This window comes from Streptococcus sp. OMI750, from assembly GCF_047463895.1.
Lineage (GTDB): Bacteria > Bacillota > Bacilli > Lactobacillales > Streptococcaceae > Streptococcus.
Window position 1 is genome coordinate 22,546 of the sequence record NZ_JASHCZ010000001.1, and the last position, 17,446, is coordinate 39,991.

Annotated in this window: 20 protein-coding genes and 1 other annotated feature; of the genes, 18 read left to right on the plus strand and 2 right to left on the minus strand. The window is 42.6% G+C overall.

Translation table 11 applies throughout. The features are described 5' to 3' along the window. Positions 1–82 precede the first annotated feature (82 nt). From asnA to trpB, 14 genes are all read left to right on the plus strand, one after another. Positions 83–1,075, plus strand: coding sequence for an aspartate--ammonia ligase (gene asnA, locus QM830_RS00190; RefSeq protein ID WP_009732373.1), 993 nt, complete (start codon positions 83–85; stop codon positions 1,073–1,075). Between the two features lie 248 nt (positions 1,076–1,323). Then, positions 1,324–1,863, plus strand: coding sequence for a 16S rRNA (guanine(966)-N(2))-methyltransferase RsmD (gene rsmD / locus QM830_RS00195; protein ID WP_414325027.1), 540 nt, complete (start codon positions 1,324–1,326; stop codon positions 1,861–1,863). Beyond that, positions 1,853–2,341: a pantetheine-phosphate adenylyltransferase gene (gene coaD, locus QM830_RS00200; protein WP_414325029.1), complete on the plus strand. Its 489-nt coding sequence runs from the start codon at positions 1,853–1,855 to the stop codon at positions 2,339–2,341. The genes rsmD and coaD overlap by 11 nt, the downstream gene beginning before the upstream one ends. Further along, a complete protein-coding gene (locus QM830_RS00205) occupies positions 2,325–3,407 on the plus strand; it encodes a SepM family pheromone-processing serine protease (RefSeq protein WP_414325030.1) in 1,083 nt (360 codons plus the stop codon). Before coaD ends, QM830_RS00205 begins: the two co-directional genes overlap by 17 nt. Positions 3,408–3,569: 162 nt before the next feature. Continuing rightward, positions 3,570–4,280 (plus strand): thiol-disulfide oxidoreductase-associated membrane protein CcdA2, encoded by a 711-nt coding sequence (gene ccdA2, locus QM830_RS00210; RefSeq protein WP_414325031.1) that lies wholly within the window; start codon positions 3,570–3,572, stop codon positions 4,278–4,280. Positions 4,281–4,306: 26 nt separating this feature from the next. Next, positions 4,307–4,627, plus strand: coding sequence for a hypothetical protein (locus QM830_RS00215; protein ID WP_125335200.1), 321 nt, complete (start codon positions 4,307–4,309; stop codon positions 4,625–4,627). Positions 4,628–4,686: 59 nt separating this feature from the next. Next, a complete protein-coding gene (locus QM830_RS00220; RefSeq protein ID WP_414325779.1) occupies positions 4,687–5,247 on the plus strand; it encodes a redoxin family protein in 561 nt (186 codons plus the stop codon). 12 nt (positions 5,248–5,259) lie between these two features. Further along, positions 5,260–6,381 carry a peptide-methionine (R)-S-oxide reductase MsrB gene (gene msrB, locus QM830_RS00225; RefSeq protein WP_414325033.1) on the plus strand — a complete coding sequence of 374 codons (1,122 nt, stop codon included), beginning with the start codon at positions 5,260–5,262 and terminating at the stop codon, positions 6,379–6,381. A gap of 58 nt (positions 6,382–6,439) precedes the next feature. Beyond that, positions 6,440–7,174, plus strand: a complete 735-nt coding sequence (locus tag QM830_RS00230) for a response regulator (RefSeq protein ID WP_414325035.1) — start codon at positions 6,440–6,442, stop codon at positions 7,172–7,174. Beyond that, positions 7,171–8,883: a cache domain-containing sensor histidine kinase gene (locus tag QM830_RS00235; RefSeq protein WP_414325037.1), complete on the plus strand. Its 1,713-nt coding sequence runs from the start codon at positions 7,171–7,173 to the stop codon at positions 8,881–8,883. The genes QM830_RS00230 and QM830_RS00235 overlap by 4 nt, the downstream gene beginning before the upstream one ends. Before the next feature lie 147 nt (positions 8,884–9,030). Further along, positions 9,031–9,606 carry a YutD family protein gene (locus tag QM830_RS00240; RefSeq protein WP_414325039.1) on the plus strand — a complete coding sequence of 192 codons (576 nt, stop codon included), beginning with the start codon at positions 9,031–9,033 and terminating at the stop codon, positions 9,604–9,606. Between the two features lie 6 nt (positions 9,607–9,612). Next, positions 9,613–10,701, plus strand: coding sequence for a 23S rRNA (adenine(2503)-C(2))-methyltransferase RlmN (gene rlmN / locus QM830_RS00245; RefSeq protein ID WP_009732384.1), 1,089 nt, complete (start codon positions 9,613–9,615; stop codon positions 10,699–10,701). Next, positions 10,688–11,215 carry a VanZ family protein gene (locus QM830_RS00250; RefSeq protein WP_051035318.1) on the plus strand — a complete coding sequence of 176 codons (528 nt, stop codon included), beginning with the start codon at positions 10,688–10,690 and terminating at the stop codon, positions 11,213–11,215. Before rlmN ends, QM830_RS00250 begins: the two co-directional genes overlap by 14 nt. A gap of 67 nt (positions 11,216–11,282) precedes the next feature. Then, positions 11,283–11,518 (plus strand) — a binding site (T-box leader). A 123-nt stretch (positions 11,519–11,641) separates the two neighbouring features. Next, positions 11,642–12,829, plus strand: coding sequence for a tryptophan synthase subunit beta (trpB, locus tag QM830_RS00255; RefSeq protein WP_414325042.1), 1,188 nt, complete (start codon positions 11,642–11,644; stop codon positions 12,827–12,829). 10 nt (positions 12,830–12,839) lie between these two features. Here trpB and QM830_RS00260 read toward each other — a convergent pair whose 3' ends face one another. After that, entirely contained in the window at positions 12,840–13,496 is a 657-nt protein-coding gene (locus QM830_RS00260) for a prepilin peptidase (RefSeq protein WP_414325043.1), read from the minus strand. An 87-nt stretch (positions 13,497–13,583) separates the two neighbouring features. On the opposite strand from QM830_RS00260, the gene QM830_RS00265 reads away from it, so the two are divergent. Together QM830_RS00265 and QM830_RS00270 are read left to right on the plus strand one after the other, a co-directional pair. After that, a complete protein-coding gene (locus tag QM830_RS00265) occupies positions 13,584–13,802 on the plus strand; it encodes a YqgQ family protein (protein ID WP_037614205.1) in 219 nt (72 codons plus the stop codon). Further along, positions 13,802–14,185 carry a rhodanese-like domain-containing protein gene (locus tag QM830_RS00270; RefSeq protein WP_009732389.1) on the plus strand — a complete coding sequence of 128 codons (384 nt, stop codon included), beginning with the start codon at positions 13,802–13,804 and terminating at the stop codon, positions 14,183–14,185. The genes QM830_RS00265 and QM830_RS00270 overlap by 1 nt, the downstream gene beginning before the upstream one ends. A gap of 182 nt (positions 14,186–14,367) precedes the next feature. Here the strand turns inward: QM830_RS00270 and QM830_RS00275 are convergent, their stop codons facing one another. Continuing rightward, a complete protein-coding gene (locus QM830_RS00275; RefSeq protein ID WP_009732390.1) occupies positions 14,368–15,093 on the minus strand; it encodes a 16S rRNA pseudouridine(516) synthase in 726 nt (241 codons plus the stop codon). Between the two features lie 178 nt (positions 15,094–15,271). Between QM830_RS00275 and typA the strand changes: the two genes are divergently transcribed. Then, positions 15,272–17,119: a translational GTPase TypA gene (gene typA / locus QM830_RS00280; protein WP_414325045.1), complete on the plus strand. Its 1,848-nt coding sequence runs from the start codon at positions 15,272–15,274 to the stop codon at positions 17,117–17,119. A 23-nt stretch (positions 17,120–17,142) separates the two neighbouring features. Continuing rightward, complete coding sequence (locus QM830_RS00285) at positions 17,143–17,391, plus strand: DUF3165 family protein (RefSeq protein ID WP_009732392.1); 249 nt, start codon at positions 17,143–17,145, stop codon at positions 17,389–17,391. The last annotated feature ends 55 nt before the right edge of the window (positions 17,392–17,446 follow it).

The window sequence follows — 17,446 nt, forward strand, 5'->3', positions numbered from 1 at the left end:
GTTATAAGGGGATGGAAAGACTTGGATTTTAAGTGAAAAAAGAGTATAATCAGTTTTACAACTTCTATCAACGAGGGATTATATGAAAAAAAGTTTTATACACCAACAAAAAGAAATTTCGTTTGTTAAAACGACTTTCACACAATATTTAAAAGATAAATTGGACATCATTGAAGTCCAAGGGCCAATTTTGAGCAAGGTCGGAGACGGGATGCAAGATAACCTTTCTGGGATTGAACATCCGGTATCTGTAAAGGTCCTTCAAATTCCTGATGAGACTTATGAAGTCGTGCATTCACTTGCGAAATGGAAACGCCATACCTTGGCACGTTTTGGGTTTGGCGAAGGCGAAGGCCTCTTCGTCCATATGAAGGCTCTTCGTCCAGATGAAGATTCGCTAGACGCCATCCACTCTGTTTATGTAGACCAATGGGACTGGGAAAAAGTCATTCCAAATGGTCAACGCAACATCGCCTACCTTAAAGAAACAGTTGAAAAAATTTACAAGGCGATTCGGTTAACAGAACTAGCAGTAGAAGCGCGTTATGATATTGAGTCTGTCCTTCCAAAACAAATCACCTTCATTCACACTGAAGAATTGGTGGAACGCTATCCAGACTTAACTCCAAAAGAGCGTGAAAATGCCATTGCCAAAGAATTCGGAGCTGTTTTCTTGATTGGGATTGGTGGAGAGCTGGCAGATGGCAAACCACACGATGGACGCGCACCTGACTACGATGACTGGACAACAGAATCTGAAAATGGCTACAAGGGATTGAATGGTGATATCCTTGTATGGAATGATGTCCTAGGTTCAGCCTTTGAGTTGTCTTCAATGGGAATCCGTGTCGATGAGGAAACGCTTCGCCGTCAAATTGCGATTACAGGGGACCAAGATCGTCTCCAATTAGAGTGGCACAAGGCCTTATTAAACGGTCTTTTCCCACTCACAATTGGTGGAGGGATCGGGCAATCTCGTTTGGCTATGTTCTTGCTTCGTAAGAAACATATTGGTGAAGTCCAAACCAGTGTCTGGCCTCAATCTGTCCGTGATGAATATGAAAATATCCTATAAGGAAAGAAAGAGAGTGGGACAGAAATCGGTAATTCGTTAGAATTCGATTTCGTCGTCCCACCTCCGCACAGTTGAGTAGGGCTGTAAAAGCTGATGAAATCAGCGTAGTAGAGGCTACTCAACCACTGCGTCTTGCTCGACAATCCAAAAACAATTGAGAGGCTAGGACTTTTGTCCCAGCCTCTTTTAATTGTCGCTTGACCATATCAAATCGCAATTTTCTGATTTTTTTTGGTATAATGGTCCCTATGAAAATAGTATCTGGAACCTATGGGGGACGTCCCCTCAAAACACTTGAAGGAAAAACAACCAGGCCGACTTCTGATAAGGTCAGAGGGGCCATGTTCAATATGATTGGTCCTTACTTTGACGGTGGAAGAGTGCTGGATCTCTATGCTGGAAGCGGTGGTCTCTCTATCGAAGCAGTTTCTCGAGGCATGTCAGAGGCCGTTCTAGTGGAAAGAGATCGCAGAGCGCAGGAGATTATAGCAGCCAATATTGCCATGACCAAGGAAAAGGAACGGTTTCAACTGCTAAAAATGGAGGCCAAGCAGGCCTTAGGGCTCCTAACGGGCACCTTTGATTTAGTGTTCTTAGACCCTCCTTATGCCAAGGAAGAGATCGTTCGCGATATCAAAACCTTGTGCGAGCGTCAACTCTTGTCAGAGGACGTCCTAATTGTGTGCGAGACAGATAAACACGTAGAACTTCCTGAGGAAATCGGACAAGTGGGAATCTGGAAAGAAAAAATCTATGGAATTAGTAAGGTAACAGTATATGTCAGATAGAACTGGATTGTTTACAGGATCGTTTGATCCGATTACCATTGGGCATGTGCAATTGATCGAGCGGGCGAGTCGCTTGTTTGACCGTGTCTATGTCGGAATTTTTTATAATCCGGAAAAAGTCGGACTCTTTTCCATTGAGCAGCGCGTGCGCATGGTAGAAGGGGCCTTGGCTCATTTGGAAAATGTTGAAATTGTGACGTCGACTCAAGAGTTGGCTGTGACAGTGGCGCGCAATCTTGGTGTGGTGACCTTGATCCGAGGCTTGCGCAATGCACAGGATCTGGTTTACGAAGCCAATATGGATTATTTTAATCACCAGTTGGCGCCTGAAATAGAGACTATTTATCTCTATGCCCAGCCTCCTTACCAGGCCATTAGTTCAACCCGTATTCGAGAGTTGCTGGCTTTTCAGCAGGATATCTCACCTTATGTCCCAGAGAGTGTAATGGAGGAAATCAAAGATGACACAAGCGAATAAACCAAGCTTGACCACTAAAAAGAAAAAAGGACGGTTGAAAGAATACCGATGGCCGATTGCAGGAGTTCTTTTCTTGCTCCTCTTGCTAGCTGCTTTTGTGATTCGCCTTCCCTATTATATTGAGATGCCGGGAACGGCAGAAGATATTCGATCCGTCATGACAGTGGATGGAAAAATAGATACCAAGTCAGGATCTTATGATTTTGTGACCGTAGCAGTGAAAGAAGCGACTCCGGCTGATTTGATCTATGCCTGGATGACTCCTTTTACAGATATCCACTCTAAACAAGAAATGACTGGTGGCAGTTCCAGTGAGGAATTTTTCAGGATGAATCAATTCTATATGGAAACCTCGCAAAATATGGCCAAATACCAAGGGTTGAAAACTGCTGGTAAAGAGACAGAGATGGAATTCTTGGGTGTCTACGTCATGGAAGTCATGGAGGATTCTACTTTTAAAGGTATTTTAAATGTTACGGATACAGTTATCGCTGTGAATGACAAAACCTTCAAGAGCTCAAAAGAGCTCATCGAGTATGTTGGTTCTCAAAAAGTTGGGGACAAGGTCTCAGTGACCTACACAGAAGATGGACAGACCAAGACGGCTGAAGGAAAGATTATTGAGTTAGTCAATGGTAAGAATGGGATTGGAATTAGCTTGATTGACCGGACAGAAGTGAAGAGTGACGTGCCAATTGAGTTTGCGACAGCTGGCATCGGTGGTCCAAGTGCCGGGATGATGTTTAGTTTGTCCATCTATACCCAAGTAGCGGATCCAGACCTTCGTCAGGGACGCCATATTGCTGGGACAGGAACCATTAACCAAGATGGAACGGTTGGCGACATCGGTGGGATTGACAAGAAAGTCGTCGCAGCCGATAAAGAAGGAGCAGAAATTTTCTTTGCCCCTAATAATCCTGTTTCCAAAGAAGAAAAGAAAGCCAATCCCAAGGCCAAATCAAACTATGAAACAGCGAAAGAAGCAGCGAAACAAATTCATTCGAAGATGAAAATTGTCCCCGTCAAAACCCTTCAAGACGCTATTAATTATTTGAAGAAGAATTAGAAGTATCTTGTTAGATCAGTCTCGTACTTGAAAGTACGAGGTAGAGTTGGCAGATAGGAAGATTCACCTTCTAATCAAATTCAAGTTTTTGCTTATCAATCTCTCTATTTTTAGAGGGATTTTTTCTTTATACTGGTATCAGAAAGAAAGGGAGGTAGTGAAATGATTCAAACCAGTTTGTTTTCCATTTCAGTATTCTTAGCGGGAGTTCTATCCTTTTTCTCCCCATGTATTTTGCCACTGATGCCAGTCTATGTAGGGATCTTATTAGATTCTGAGCATGAAAAAACGGTGCGTATTTTTGGAAGAGATATTTCTTGGTATGGTTTGGTCAAGACCCTCTGTTTTATTGCTGGTCTATCAACCGTATTTCTCATCCTAGGTTATGGTGCAGGTGCCCTTGGTCAGATACTCTATGCTCCCTGGTTCCGTTACCTACTAGGAGGGATTGTCATCTTATTGGGAATCCATCAGATGGGCCTCATCAATCTGAGACAACTCCAAAAACAAAAGAGTATCCAACTGAAGAAGGACGAAAAACGCAATGAATTCTTCAATGCTTTTCTGATAGGGGTCACCTTCAGTTTTGGTTGGACCCCTTGTGTCGGACCAGTTTTGAGCTCTGTTTTAGCCATTGCAGCTTCTGGAGGAGATGGTGCATTGCAAGGCGCTCTCCTGATGCTGGTATATACATTAGGCTTGGCTCTGCCTTTCTTGCTTTTGGCCTTGGCTTCTAGCTGGGTTCTACAACATTTTGCTAAACTCAAGCCCCATATGGGAACCTTGAAAAAAATTGGTGGTGCCCTCATCATCTTGATGGGCATCTTGCTGATGCTAGGAAATCTTAATAGCCTCGCATCCCTGTTTCACTAATCTTGAATGATTAAAGGAGAAAAATCATGAAAAAAATTCTTGCACTTTCTATTGCTACACTTAGCATCGTCACTTTAGCAGCTTGTTCTGGACAGAAATCAGATTCAGACATGAAAAAAACGGATGATAGTAGTATGATGAAGAAGGACGATATGAAGAAGGATGACATGAAGGATTCATCCATGTCCGATGATAAAATGAAAAAAGAAGACATGAAAGATTCATCTATGATGTCTGACAGCAGTTCTGAAATGAAGGACGATATGAAAAAAGATGAGATGAAATCTAGCGATTCAGAAATGAAAGATGAAAAGAGTGAATCATCTGATATGAAATCAGACAACTAATGAAAGAAGGGAGAGGTCATCTGAGGATGACTTTCTCCTTGTTTAAAGAGGTAATAATGATGAAGAAATTAGCTTTAGTAGCTGCAGGATTCTTGTGTACTGGACTTTTGGGGGCTTGCTCTAACCAAGGAATGGAATCATCCAACAAAAGTGAGACTAAGCAGACATCCACAACGGGATCTTCAGAGCAAGCTGGAAAGAAGGTTCAAGAGTTTAACCTGCAAGGAGTAGACGGTAAGACCTACCGCTTATCTGATTACAAAGGGAAGAAAGTTTACCTCAAATTTTGGGCTTCCTGGTGCTCTATTTGCCTATCGACATTAGAGGATACCAATGAGTTGGCAAAAGAAGAGGCGGGTAAGGATTATGTGGTCTTATCCGTTGTAGCTCCAACTTTTAATGGTGAAAAATTAGAAGCAGATTTCAAAAACTGGTACCAGTCTTTGGATTACAAGGATTTCCCAGTCTTGCTAGATAGTAAAGGGGAACTGCTAAAAGAGTATGGGATTCGTTCTTATCCATCGGCACTCTTTATCAATAGTGATGGAACTCTCGCTAAGACCCATATCGGTTATATGAGCAAGGAAGACATCGTCCAGACTCTAAAAGAAATGAAGTAAGGAGGACATAAAATGGAAACAAAATGGAAACTCATTTCCATTCTTTTAGTGGGGCTATTTTGTTTTGGAATCTTTTTCCTTGTCAAAGGATCCATGGCCTTGGATACATCAGATGCGACGACTGAGCAGATCAAAAAAGCGTCCATGAGTCAGACACCAGTAGCAAACAAAAAGCAGGAAGAAAAAGTCAATCCAGAAGACCAACGAGAAATCTATCTAGCTGGTGGTTGCTTCTGGGGTGTGGAAGAGTATTTTTCCCGTGTTCCGGGTGTCATTGATGCCGAATCAGGTTATGCCAATGGAAAAGGGGATACCACCAAGTATGAACTGGTCAAGCAAACAGGGCATGCTGAAACGGTACATATCACCTATAATGTCAAGAAGGTTTCCTTGAAAGAACTGCTTCTACACTATTTCCGGATTATTGATCCAACATCAAAAAACCGTCAGGGAAATGATGAGGGCAGTCAATATCGGACAGGAGTTTATTACACTGATGAAGCAGATTTGCCAACCATAAACCAAGTGTTTGAAGAGGTGGCGAAGAAGTATGATAAACCTTTGGCTGTAGAAAAAGAAGAACTTGCTAATTATATCAAGGCGGAAGACTACCATCAGGACTATCTACAGAAACATCCGAATGGCTATTGTCACATTGATGTGAATCAAGTTTCTTATCCGGTTATTGACGCTAGTCGCTATCCAAAACCGAGCGATGAAGAGATCAAGAAGAAGTTATCGCCCGAAGAATATGCAGTGACGCAAGAGAATGATACAGAGCGTGCTTTTTCTAACCGCTATTGGGATAAGTTTGAAGCGGGCATCTATGTGGATGTCGTAACAGGAGAGCCTCTCTTCTCCTCAAAAGATAAATTTGATTCTGGTTGTGGTTGGCCAAGCTTTAGCCGACCGATCAGTCCGGATGTGGCAACCTACAAGGAAGATAAGAGTTTCAATATGACTCGGACAGAGGTTCGGAGTCGAGTAGGAAATTCCCATCTAGGCCACGTCTTTACTGATGGACCTAAGGAAAAAGGTGGTCTTCGTTACTGCATCAATAGCTTGTCTATTACCTTCATTCCCAAAGCAGAAATGAAAGAAAAGGGCTACGGTTATTTATTGGACTATGTCTGAGACATTTGGAACTACAATTTGCTATAATAAGTATAGCAAAAACAAGTAGGTGAAAGACATGTACGCGATTATGATTGTGGAAGATGAAGAGTTGATTCGGCAGGGTCTGACTTCCTTAGTCGACTATGAACAGTTTGGAATGACTGTCATCAATCAGGCAGAAAATGGGCGTGAGGCTTGGGAGAAGTTTCAAGAGCAACCAGCCGATATCCTTCTAACCGATATCAACATGCCACAAATGAATGGCTTGGATCTGGCCCATCTCGTTAAAGAGCAATCTCCGTCTTGTCATATCATTTTTTTGACAGGTTATGATGACTTTGAGTTTGCGAGAAAAGCCATCAAGTTAGGTGCGGATGATTATTTGCTAAAGCCTTTCTCAAAAGATGATATTGAAGAGATGTTAGCCAAGGTGAAAGGAAAACTCGATCAAGAGCGAAAGAAGGCGCAAGTCGAAGATTTGGTCAGCCATGGTTATTCAACAGACTTAGAAGAAGCCATTCATGCTCGTTTAGCAGATTCGCAGTTAACCCTGAAGGATTTGGCCTATCAACTTGGTTTCAGTTCCTCTTATCTAAGTGTATTGATCAAGAAAAAATTGGGACTTCCTTTCCAAAACTACCTCATTCAAGAGCGAATGAAGAAGGCTCAACTCTTGCTTCTCACGACAGATTTAAAGATTTATGAGATCGCCGATCAGGTTGGTTTTGAAGATATGAACTATTTTTCTCAACGCTTTAAGCAGGTTGTTGGGGTGACGCCAAGGCAGTACAAAAAAGGAGAGCATGAATGAAACGATATCCCTTGCTGATTCAGCTGGTCCTCTACTTTTTTCTCTTCATTCTCTTACTTTTTGGTTTCATCGGTAGCCTTTACTATCAAACGAGTTCAGGGACGATCCGCCAGCTAACGGAGCGGACGACAAGAAATAGTATCGACCAAAGTAGTCAGTTTATTACGTCTTATCTAAAAAAATTAAAGCAGACCACAACGGTGCTTAGCAAGGAACAGGCTGTTCAACAATTTGCCCAAGATAAGAGTGCGGATCAAAAAACGGTTCAGCACTTGATGCGAACGATGATTGAAACGGATCCGGACCTGGTCTCAGCGGTCTTGGTAACCAAGGATGGACGTCTGGTAGCGACAGATTCCAAAATCAGCATGCAGACTTCCTCAGACATGATGAATGAAAGCTGGTATCAAGAGGCGATTAAGGAAAGAGCCATGCCGGTCTTGACGCCAGCTCGAAAGGAATCCTTGACTTCGGAAAAAGAAAAATGGGTGGTTTCTATTACCCAAGAAGTGGTTGATCAGACTGGTCAAAATCTTGGAGTAGTACGCTTGGATATTGGCTACGATAGCCTTCAGGCTTACTTGGATCACCTGCAACTTGGGAAACAAGGCTTTAGTTTTATCATTAATCAAAAGCATGAGTTTGTCTACCATCCCAAAAAAGCAGTCTATTCTTCCAGTCAAGAAATGCAGGCCATGCAACCCTATATTGCTGTGAAAGATGGCTATGCTAAAGGGGGGCAGAATTTTATCTATCAAGTTCCGATTCCAAATAGTGATTGGACCTTGATTGGAGTGGCTTCACTTGAAGGACTTCAGATGCTTCAGTCGCAGCTCCTGTACTCTTTTATTGGCCTAGGATTACTAGCTTTGATCATGTGTTTAATAGGGATCGGCTTTGTTCTACGTTTGTGGATCAAACCCTTACGAGACTTTCAGACTATCATTTTGAGGATTGGAGCAGGAGATGCTCACGTGAGAGCTGCGGCCAAAGGATCTCCAGAATTGGTGGACCTCGCTCAAGCTTTTAATGCCATGTTGGACCAAATCGATAACCTCATGCAACAGGTTAAGGAAGAGGAGCAAAACGCGCGGCGTTATGAGTTACGGGCACTTTCGGCTCAGATTAATCCGCATTTTCTCTACAATACCTTGGATACGATTGTCTGGATGGCGGAGTTTAATGATAGTCGGCGCGTGGTCGACATCACTAAGTCTCTGGCTCAATATTTTCGACTGGCTCTCAACCAAGGCCAGGAACAAATCTTACTGAGAGATGAAATTGACCATGTCCGCCAGTATCTTTTCATTCAGAAGCAACGTTATGGTGAAAAGCTCAACTATGAAATTCTAGAAGATGAACGGTTGGGCGACTATCAGCTCCCCAAATTGGTGCTCCAGCCCTTAGTGGAAAATGCGATTTACCATGGCATTAAAGAGATCGATCGGCCAGGTCTCATTCGAGTGACGACTGAAGTCAGTGGAGACTACACCTGCGTATCGATTTTTGACAATGGACGAGGGTTTGACCGATCAGATTCAACAGACCAAACCCTTCTTTGTTTAGGAGGTGTTGGCTTGAACAATGTGGACCAACGATTGCATCTTCAATTTGGCGAAGCCTATCATATGGAGATTGATTCTAAGGCCAATAGCTATACCAAAATTACTCTTTTTTTGCCCCTTTCATCATCTGATGAACATGTATAGAGACAAAGATTGCTTTCTTTGTCTCTTTTTCCTTTTGGAAACTCTCAATGTTGAATTTCAACTCTTTTCTAGTCAAATCTAACGCAAGTCATCAAATTTATGATAAAATAAAGTGTTACAGTAAATAGATTTTGATGAAGGAACACTATGAGAAAAGAGATTGACCCTGAATTATATAATTACAATAAATTTCCTGGACCTGTCTTTCATCAGGTAGGAGACCAAATCCGTTCAGAAAACCTCTCCTTTGAGCTCTTGAAAAATGAGAAGGAAGCTTTTGATGCGACTGTTTTTGGTCAGCGATTTTCTGAAATTTTAACCAAGTTTGATTACATTGTTGGTGATTGGAGCAATGAGCAGTTGCGCTTGCGTGGCTTCTATAAGGAAGAGCGCGATGTTGCAACGATGGACAAATTAAGTCGCTTAGACGATTATTTGTTAGAGTATTGTAGCTATGGGTGTGCTTATTTTGTCCTTGAAAATAAGGAGCCTCATCGTGCTTCTTTTGATAAGAAATCACCGGTCAAAAAGGCTCAATCAGAAGCAAGAGAATCTAAAAAGCGTTCGCGCAATCGCAAACAAAAAGATCGTTTCCAAAAACGAGAACGCGAAAAGGGACAGCCAGCGAAAAACTCGAAAAAAACAAGATCGTCTGCTGAGACTAAAAAGGCAACAAAGGCGGACAACAAACGTCATTTTGTGATTCGACAAAAAGAGGAGTAAAAAAGAATGAAACCATCCATTTATAGTTTAACACGCCAAGATATGATTGATTGGGCGGAAGAAAATGGCGAAAAGAAATTCCGTGCAACACAAATCTGGGAATGGCTCTATCGCAAACGCGTCCAGTCCTTTGAAGAAATGACCAATCTGTCCAAAGACTTAATTGCAAAGTTAAATGATCAGTTCGTCGTCAACCCACTCAAACAACGAATTGTGCAAGAATCAGCAGATGGAACCGTCAAATACCTCTTTGAATTGCCAGACGGAATGCTGATTGAGACGGTTTTGATGCGTCAGCACTATGGTTTATCTGTCTGTGTAACGACTCAGGTCGGATGCAATATCGGTTGTACCTTCTGTGCTTCAGGTTTGATCAAAAAACAACGTGATTTGAACAATGGCGAAATCGTGTCTCAAATCATGTTGGTTCAAAAATACTTTGACGAACGGGGCCAAGATGAACGGGTTAGCCATATCGTTGTCATGGGGATCGGTGAACCATTTGACAACTATAACAACGTCTTGAAATTTATCCGGACCGTCAACGATGATAAAGGTCTAGCGATTGGGGCTCGTCATATTACCGTATCAACTTCTGGTTTGGCTCATAAAATTCGTGATTTTGCAAATGAAGGAGTGCAGGTCAATTTGGCGGTGTCCCTTCATGCTCCAAATAATGATTTGCGCTCTAGTATTATGAAAATCAACCGGGCTTTCCCGATTGAAAAATTGTTTGCAGCGATTGAATACTATATCGAGACTACGAACCGTCGGGTGACCTTTGAGTACATCATGTTGAATGAAGTCAATGATGGAGTTGAGCAAGCCTTGGAGTTGGCAGAATTACTCAAGAACATCAAGAAATTGTCTTATGTTAACTTGATTCCTTACAATCCTGTCAGTGAGCATGACCAATACAGCCGGAGTCCAAAAGAACGGGTCATGGCCTTCTATGATACCTTGAAAAAGCATGGTGTCAATTGTGTAGTCCGTCAAGAGCACGGTACAGATATTGATGCTGCCTGTGGCCAATTGCGTTCAAATACCATGAAACGGGATCGGGAGAAAGCAATTGTTCAACATGCGCAACCTTAAACAAGGGCTGATGGATCATACAGAACTAACAAAAAGAGGAAGAAAGCTGTTACGGAGTAGCAGCTTCTTCTATTTTATCCTCTTGTGTCTGATGTGTTTTTTGCCCCAACAGCCAGAGCCAGGTATGGAAACACCGGGGATTCAACATTTCGGTCGCATCGTCGTCTTGCTGGTTCCTCTTAATTCGGTGATGAATCTTGGCCAGATTACCAGTCTCATCCAACTCATTAAGGTCATTCTCCAAAACGTAGCCAATATCTTTTTGTTAAGCCCGCTGGTCTTTCAACTCCTCTGGCTATGGCCCAGGTTGAGGAGTCGCAACCGGGTTTTACTCTTTGGCTTTGGTCTAAGTCTATGGATTGAATGCAGCCAAGTTCTGTTAGACCTCTTGTTTGATGCCAATCGTGTCTTCGAGCTAGATGATTTGTGGACCAATACCTTAGGGGCTTATCTGGCTTATTTAGGCTTTCAGTATCACCGAGCACGATTGCTAGCAAAAAATGGGGAAATGTAAAATCCGAACATTTCAGCCGCTTTTTAAAATTTTTGTTGACAAAGTCAGAAGCGGGAGCTATAATAGCTTCAAGACATCAGAAAAGTAGAGGTTTTTCTCACTTCCAGGGAGCTTGTGGTGATTGTGAACAAGCAGTGGTGAATCTTGAAATGGGCTGATGCGTTTATGATGATGAATTTGAAACAATAAAAATTCGGTGAGCACACCTTATCGTGCACCCTGTTGTTAGACAGGTCAGAGATGTAGGAGAAAGAATATCTTCCTACAATAGAGGTGGCACCGCGGTATCGAATCGTCCTCACACAGATTTTTCTGTGTGAGGTTTTTTGTATCTCAAAGGAATCCAGTGAGACTGCAGCTCAAAGGACCAGCGAGAGAGAAAAAGATCATAAACAGAATTGAAGAGATAGAAAAGAGGACACAATCATGACAGAAACTAAAGGATATTTCGGACAATTTGGTGGATCTTTTGTACCAGAACCCATTCAAAACTTGCTTGATCAATTAGAGGCAACTTTTGAACAGTACAAAAATGATCCAGAATTTATCGCAGAATACAAACATTATTTGAAAGATTACTCAGGTCGGGAAACACCGCTCTATTTTGCGGAAAGCTTGACAGAGCATTTAGGTGGGGCAAAAATTTATTTGAAGCGCGAAGACTTGAATCACCTAGGTTCGCACAAATTGAATAACGTCTTGGGGCAAATCCTCTTGGCCAAACGTATGGGTAAAACGCGCGTGATTGCTGAAACAGGAGCCGGTCAACATGGTGTGGCTACAGCAGCTGCAGCAGCTAAATTTGGTATGGCCTGTGATGTTTACATGGGAGCAGAAGATGTGGAACGCCAACGTCTCAATGTCTTCCGTATGGAAATGATGGGGGCAACCGTCCATGCGGTTGAAACAGGTACTAGGACCTTGAAAGACGCTGTTGATGCTGCTTTTGGAGCATGGATGGCGGATCTCGATGCCTTTTACGTTTTGGGTTCTGCTGTTGGCCCTCACCCTTACCCAACCATTGTGCATGAATTCCAAAAGGTGATTAGTGAAGAATCTAAACGTCAAATCTTGGAAAAAGAAGGTCGTTTGCCAGACTATGTCATTGCCTGTGTCGGTGGGGGATCCAATGCCATCGGTGCCTTCTCCCAATATGTAGGTGATGAAGAAGTCAAATTGGTCGGTGTTGAAGCGGCAGGTCATGGTTTGGATACTGATCAGCACGCAGCGACCATGACCAAGGGGACAGTTGGAGTTGTCGATGGCATGAAGACCTATGCTGTCTTTGGAGAAGATGGAAAAGTAGCGCCAGTGTACTCAATCTCTGCTGGTTTGGACTACCCAGGGGTTGGTCCAGAGCATGCCTTCTTTAAAGACTCTGGTCGTGTTGAATACGTAGCAGCGACAGATGATGAAGCAGTTCAAGCCCTTCTTCTTCTCAGTAAGACAGAAGGGATCCTCCCAGCTATCGAAAGCTCACACGCGATTGCAGAAGCGGTTAAACGTGCTCCAAAACTGGATAAAGACAAGATCATCATCATTAATGTTTCAGGACGTGGGGATAAGGACGTAGCTGCTATTGCAGATTATCTAGAAGCGAAAGCTGCAAAATAAGAAGAACCTATCAGCAAAACATTGTATAAAGCAGTAAAGCATGATAACTGAGAAAGAGACAGGGAACAAAGGGAATCCGGTCTCTTTCTTTTTTGAGGGCAAAAACGAGGATCCCTAAGATAGATGCGATCTGAATGAGAAAGAGGATCTTGCTTGGGGAAAAGGTCAGCGAAAAGGTGGCTAGTAAGAGAAAATCCCCTGCCCCAATTCCGATAAAGAAAAAGTGAGCCCCTAGCGCAAGGAGTAAAAAGACTAGCATGAGGAGATTGCCACCTGAGAAAAGGAGAACCAGGGCATGGAGGCAGCACCAGATGACCACGGGGTATTCCATAAAACGAAGGTCGTATATGCCTAAGATAGCAGCCCCCAGTAGTGTTAGAAGTTGAGACAGAGAAAGGTGGCTGTTGGCACAGGCTAAAAAGAGAAGACCGCTCCAGACCTCAAAAATGCAGTACCAAACAGGATAGGTCTGATGACAATAGCGACAACGAAAACGGTGGATGAGTTGTGAGATGATAGGGATGAGGTCCCAAATTCCAAGGACATGCTGACAATGGTCGCAATGACTGCGAGGAACGAGGATGGATTGGTTGGGAAAGCGATCGACAACTAGTCCCAAAAAAGAGGCGATGCAAGTACCAATGGTAAAAAAATAAAAGTTGATCATACTTATTTATTCGTAAACCAATCGAAAAATTTCCTCATTTACTTGAAAATCTTGTAAAGCCTTTCTAAATTTGATACAATAATGAACATGAAAAACCTGTATGATGTTCAACAATTTTTAAAACGTTTTGGAATCATCATTTATGTGGGGAAGCGCCTCTATGACATCGAATTGATGAAAATTGAGCTTCAACGTCTTTATGATGCTGGCCTGATGGAACGGCTCGATTATATAGAAGCTGAAACTGTTTTAAGAAGAGAGCACAAGCAAGAATTAGAATTTTTGAAAAAGAGTGAGGTAGAGTAATGGGAAATATCATTTTTTGGTTGGTTGTTTTAGGATTGTTTGGATGGATGGCCTTTAATTATTTCCGCATCCGTAAAGCTGCCAAATTTGTGGACAATGCAGAGTTTGAAGAGCTCATTCGTCAAGGGCAGTTGATTGACCTGCGAGAGCCAGCTGAGTTTCATGCTAAGCATATTTTAGGAGCGCGTAACATTCCTTCTACTCAGTTGAAGTTGAGCCTTGCTGCCTTGCGCAAGGACAAACCAATTTTGCTTTATGAGAATAGTCGGAGTTCTCGTGTGACCAACGCAGCTCTCTATCTTAAGAAACAGGGCTATACAGACATCTATGTCTTGTCTTATGGTCTTGACTCTTGGAACGGAAAAGTGAAAAAAGACGCTTAATAAAAGAGAGTGGGACAGAAATCGGTCATTCGTTAGAATTCGATTTCGTCGTCCCACCTCCGCAAAGTTGAGTAGGGCTATAAAAGCTGATGAAACCAGCGTAGTAGAGCCCACTCAACCACTGCGTCTTACTCGACAATCCAAAAACAATTAAGAGGCTAGGACTTTTGTCCTAGCCTCTTTTATCTCGTTTTTTCAAGGTAGTCTTTGATCCAAGCAAGTTCAATGTCATTCAGAAGTCGACTTTCACCAGGAGCTAACTGAGGATCCAAGGTGAAAGGACCAAAAGACAAGCGTTTTAAGGTCATCACTTTGACCCCGATGGCTAAGAACATTTTTTTCACTTGGTGGTATTTTCCTTCTGAGATTTGGACTTGGGCCTTGCTGTAGTTGAAACGACTCTCTAGGATAGTTAAGGAGGCAGGTTTGCAGATGGGGCCGTCTTTGAAGGTAATGCCGTCCTGAAATTGCTCAATGTGAGTTGTAAGGAGTGGACCGTTGACTTCTACCTCATAGACTTTCTCCACATGGTATTGAGGATGGAGCAGTTGAAAACCTAAAGGACCATTATCTGTGATCAGGAGCAAGCCACTGGTATCGCGATCGAGGCGCCCAAGTGGATAGAGATCTGGATATTCTTGTTGGGGATCCACCAGCTCGATGACTGTTGGATGCTGGGCATCTCTTTTTGCAGTCACGGCTCCGATTGGTTTATGGAGCATGTAGTAGTGGTGACGCGGTTCATGAATGGTCTTTGGTCCTATTTGAATCTCTTGGAGTCCAGGATCAATATTTTGTGATAGCTTTTTAGCAGGTAGGTGATCGACCAAGATTTGTCTTTTTGCAAGCAATTGTTTGATGTCTTTTCGAGCATACTGGTGACTTGCCATCAATTGATCTAATCTCATGGGCACCTCTTTTTCTGAAAGTTTTGTAACCAGTGTATCATGAAAAGAAAAGGAAATCGAGTCGGAGAAAAGAAATGAGGATGAAAACATTTACAACTAGCTGAACTGTGTTTTTTAAACAGGACTGTGGTATAATTGTTCAGTTAGAAATATTATTTAAAATTATATAGAGGAAATCATGACAAAATTAAGAGAAGATATTCGTAACGTTGCGATCATTGCCCACGTTGACCACGGAAAAACAACCTTGGTAGACGAATTGTTGAAACAATCGCATACCTTGGATGAACGCAAAGAATTGCAAGAACGTGCAATGGACTCAAACGATATTGAAAAAGAGCGCGGAATTACGATCCTTGCGAAGAATACCGCCGTTGCTTATGACGGAACTCGCATCAATATCATGGATACTCCAGGACACGCGGACTTCGGTGGAGAAGTGGAACGGATCATGAAAATGGTCGATGGTGTTGTTTTAGTCGTAGATGCCTACGAAGGAACCATGCCACAGACTCGTTTCGTATTGAAAAAAGCCTTGGAACAAGATTTGGTTCCAATCGTTGTGGTGAATAAAATCGACAAGCCATCTGCTCGTCCAGCAGAAGTAGTGGATGAAGTCTTGGAACTCTTTATCGAGCTTGGTGCGGATGATGACCAGCTTGATTTCCCGGTTGTTTATGCATCTGCGATCAATGGAACCTCTTCACTTTCAGATGATCCAGCAGATCAAGAAAAAACCATGGCACCGATCTTTGATACCATTATCGACCACATCCCTGCTCCAGTTGATAACTCAGATGAATCTCTTCAATTCCAAGTATCGCTTCTTGACTACAATGACTTTGTAGGTCGTATCGGTATCGGACGTATCTTCCGTGGTACTGTAAAAGTCGGGGACCAAGTAACCCTTTCTAAATTGGATGGAACGACTAAGAACTTCCGTGTTACCAAACTCTTTGGTTTCTTTGGCTTGGAACGTCGTGAAATTCAAGAAGCTAAAGCGGGTGACTTGATCGCTATTTCTGGTATGGAAGATATCTTCGTTGGAGAAACGATCACACCGACAGATGCAGTTGAAGCTCTTCCAATCCTTCACATTGATGAACCAACACTTCAAATGACCTTCTTGGTGAATAACTCACCATTTGCTGGTCGTGAAGGAAAATGGGTGACCTCTCGTAAAGTTGAAGAACGCTTGCAAGCGGAATTGCAAACAGACGTATCTCTTCGTGTTGACCCAACAGATTCACCAGATAAATGGACGGTTTCAGGTCGTGGGGAATTGCACTTGTCTATCCTAATCGAAACCATGCGTCGTGAAGGCTACGAATTGCAAGTATCTCGTCCAGAAGTGATCATCAAGGAAATCGATGGTGTCAAATGTGAACCATTTGAGCGCGTGCAAATCGATACACCAGAAGAATACCAAGGATCTGTTATCCAAAGCCTTTCTGAACGTAAAGGTGAAATGTTGGATATGGTAGCTACTGGAAATGGTCAAACTCGTCTGGTCTTCCTTGTTCCAGCGCGTGGTTTGATTGGCTACTCAACAGAGTTCTTGTCAATGACACGTGGTTACGGAATCATGAACCACACCTTCGACCAATACTTGCCAGTGATTCCAGGTGAAATCGGTGGTCGTCACCGTGGTGCTCTTGTTTCGATCGATAACGGGAAAGCAACCACATACTCTATCATGTCCATCGAAGAGCGTGGTACCATCTTTGTCAACCCAGGTACAGAAGTTTACGAAGGAATGATCATTGGGGAAAACTCTCGTGAGAATGACTTGACGGTGAACATCACGAAAGCGAAACAAATGACCAACGTTCGTTCAGCGACCAAAGACCAAACAGCGGTAATCAAGACTCCTCGTATCTTGACTTTGGAAGAATCTCTTGAGTTCTTGAACGACGATGAGTATATGGAAGTAACACCAGAATCCATCCGTTTGCGTAAACAAATTTTGAATAAAGCAGAACGCGAAAAAGCAAATAAAAAGAAAAAATCAGCTGCAGCTGAATAATACGAAAAGAAAGGAGAAACAAAATGGTCTATTTTATCTTAGGGATTTTGATTCTCCTTTTTTACCTTTTTATGACCCCAAAAAGTATTCGTGGCACTTTGAACAGTGTCACCATGGTGGTCTTGATCGTCTCAATTATTGTTTTAACTTGTCTGGCCATTTTTCAGATCTTCCAACTACCGTCCGAGTTTTTTGTCGGCGCCTTTCTGGCCTTTGTTGGCTATCTGGCTTTGGTAGATATTTCTAGAATGACAACCAAACAGAAAAAATAAACAGTGACGTGATTTTTAAAGCCCTTTGGGCTTTTTAATTTTGCTAAAAAAAGGT